This window comes from Patulibacter sp. NPDC049589, from assembly GCF_040675535.1.
In the GTDB taxonomy this organism is placed as follows: Bacteria; Actinomycetota; Thermoleophilia; order Solirubrobacterales; family Solirubrobacteraceae; genus Patulibacter.
Window position 1 is genome coordinate 1 of record NZ_JBFAPC010000309.1, and the last position, 2,604, is coordinate 2,604.

Genomic DNA, 2,604 nt, shown 5'->3' on the forward strand with positions numbered 1-2,604 from the left:
GCCCTCGGGCCGGCCGGGCGCGCGGGCCGAGGGGGCGGCGCGCCGCGCGGGGACCGGCCTGGGCGCGCTCCCTACAGCGGGTCCTCGAGCTCGCCGAGGCGCTCGGTGAGCCGCAGGTTCTCGCGGTAGTCGACCGGGACGGCGATCACGGTCACGCCGCTGGAGGCGAGCCCGGCCTGCAGCGCCGGCAGCAGCTGGTCGGCCTCGGTGATCCGGACGCCGGTCCCGCCGAAGCTCTGGGTGAACGCGACGACGTCGGGGTTGCCGAACTTCACGGAGGAGCTGGTGCCGAGCTCCATCTCCATCTTCCACTCGATCAGGCCGTAGCCGTCGTCCTCCCAGACGAGGACGCAGAGCGGGATCTCCTCGCGGACCGCGGTCTCGAGCTCCTGGGCGTGCATGAGGAAGGCGCCGTCGCCGGTGGCGGCCAGCACCTTCGCCTCCGGACGGGCGAGCTTGGCGCCGAGCGCACCGGGCAGCGCGAAGCCCATCGTCGACAGGCCGTTGGAGAGCAGGCACGTGTTCGGCGCGTAGGTGGGGTAGAGCCGTGCCATCCACATCTTCACCGCCCCGGTGTCGGCGAGCACGATGTCCTCGCGGCCGAGCGCCTTGCGGGTGTCGGCGACGATCCGCTGGGGCGTCAGCGGCACCTGGGTGTCGGCGTCGTGGCCGTCGAGCTCGTCCTTGAGCAGCGCGGCGACGCCCGGAGTCTGCAGGCCCTGCCACGGCGGGGCCGCGTCGCCGCTCGCGGCCTCCAGCGCGTCGGTGAAGAGCTGCAGCGACCGGCCGATCGAGCCGTGCAGCCCGACGTCGACCGGGTAGTGGCGGTCGACCTCGGCCGGGAAGCGGTGGACGTGGATGATCGTGGCGTCGCCCTCCGGGTTGACCTTCTTGGGGTCGAACTCCTGCAGCTCGTAGCCGACGGCGACGATCGCGTCGGCGGCGTCGAAGCCGAAGTTCACGTAGTCGTGGCGCATGAAGCCGACGGCGCCGAGTCCGAGCGGGTGGTCGTCGGGGAAGACGCCCTTGCCGTGGAACGTCGTCGCGACGGGGATGCCGGTCGACTCGGCGAAGCGCAGCAGCTCCGCGGCGGCGCCGTCCTCGCGGGCCGCACCGTGGCCGGCCAGGACGATCGGGCGCTGCGCAGCCCGGAGCAGCTCGACGGCGCGGGCGATCTGGCCGTCGGTCGGCTCGTTGGGGCGGACGCGGTCGATGCGCAGCGGCGTCAGGTCGTCCGGGACTCGTGCTGCCTCGATGTCCTCCGGCACCGCGAGGTAGACCGCGCCCGGGCGCTCGGTCTGCGCGGTCTTGAAGGCCTTGCGGACGATCTCGGGGATCGACTCCGGCGTCGGGACGAGCGCCGACCACTTGGTGATCGGCGCGAACATCGGCACGAGGTCGATGCCCTGGTGGGACTCCTTGTAGGACCGGTCCCGGCCGACCTGTGCGGAGAGCGCGATCAGCGGGGTGCTGTTCGTGGTCGCGTCCGCCACGCCGAGCTGCAGGTTGATCGCCCCGGGCCCGAGGGTCGCGGAGCAGACCGCCGCGCGCTGGGTCAGCCGGCCGTACATCTCGGCCATGAACGAGGCGGCCTGCTCGTGGCGGACCAGGACGTAGCGGATCGGCGAGTCCGCGAGCGCCTGGACGAAGCGGATGTTCTCCTCGCCGGGGATGCCGAACACGTACTCGACGCCCTCGTCCTCGAGGCAGCGGACGAGGAGCTCTGCGGCGGTGACGCTCATGCGGGGGACTCCGGGGTCGGGATGGGCCGAGTCTAGGCACGCCGCCCGCTCGGCCGGTGGGGCCGGGGCAACGCGCCGACCCGGTGGCTACCCGGGGTAGGGGTGGGGCACGCGGGCGCCCGGCGCTCGCGGGGTGGTCGTCGTTTCGTCGCTGGGGGCGAGGGAAGGTCGACCGGGTCGGTGGGTGAGGGGTGTCGGTGGCGGGGTGGTCGCCCTTCCCTCGCCGGGGCGACGCAATGTCGACCAGCGCGGTGGATGCGGAGGCCGACGACGTCGCGAGCCGGTGCGTCGGGGTCCGATCCCGTCCCGGGCCGGCCGGCCGCACGAACGCCGGGTGGTCGGCCGCGCGCGCCGGGGAGTCGTGCAGAGACCGTTCCGGTCCGTCCCGGAACCGTGGAGGTCCGGGTGCGGATCCGTCGCGGTCGGCCCGCACCGCTCTCCGGGGCCTACGGTCGATCGATGGTCGATCCGCCGCCGCTCGTCCGCCCCGTCGAGGGCCCGGTGGCCTCCCGGTTCTCGTACGACCGGGCCGCGCCGTTCCTGCCCGGGCGCCGGCGGATCGTCCGCTTCTCCTCTGCGGCCGGGGCGCGGGTGGCGGCGCCCTGCGCGGGGCGGATCACCCACGCAGGCCGGGTGCCCGGCGGCCGCGCCGTCGCCCTGCGGTGCGGGGCCTGGTCCGTGACGCTGACCGGGGTCGCGCCCGGCACCGCCCGGGGCCGACGGGTGTCGGCCGGCGTCACGGTCGCGCGCGCCACCGGGCCGGTCGGCCTCGGCCTGCGCCGCGCGGCGGACGCATTCGGCTACGTCGACCCGCTGCCGCTCCTGCGGGACGGCCGGCCCGCCGACCCCGTCGTGCCGCTCG

At 75.0% G+C, this 2,604-nt stretch carries 1 protein-coding gene and 1 pseudogene; one reads left to right on the forward strand and one right to left on the reverse strand.

Annotated features, from left to right (window positions below):
• Positions 1-71: 71 nt before the first annotated feature.
• Positions 72-1,742: an acetolactate synthase large subunit gene (locus AB0L40_RS27525; RefSeq protein WP_364361963.1), complete on the reverse strand. Its 1,671-nt coding sequence runs from the start codon at positions 1,740-1,742 to the stop codon at positions 72-74.
• Between the two features lie 459 nt (positions 1,743-2,201).
• Here AB0L40_RS27525 and AB0L40_RS27530 point away from each other — a divergent pair.
• Positions 2,202-2,604: pseudogene (locus AB0L40_RS27530) on the forward strand (hypothetical protein); the annotation flags it as partial.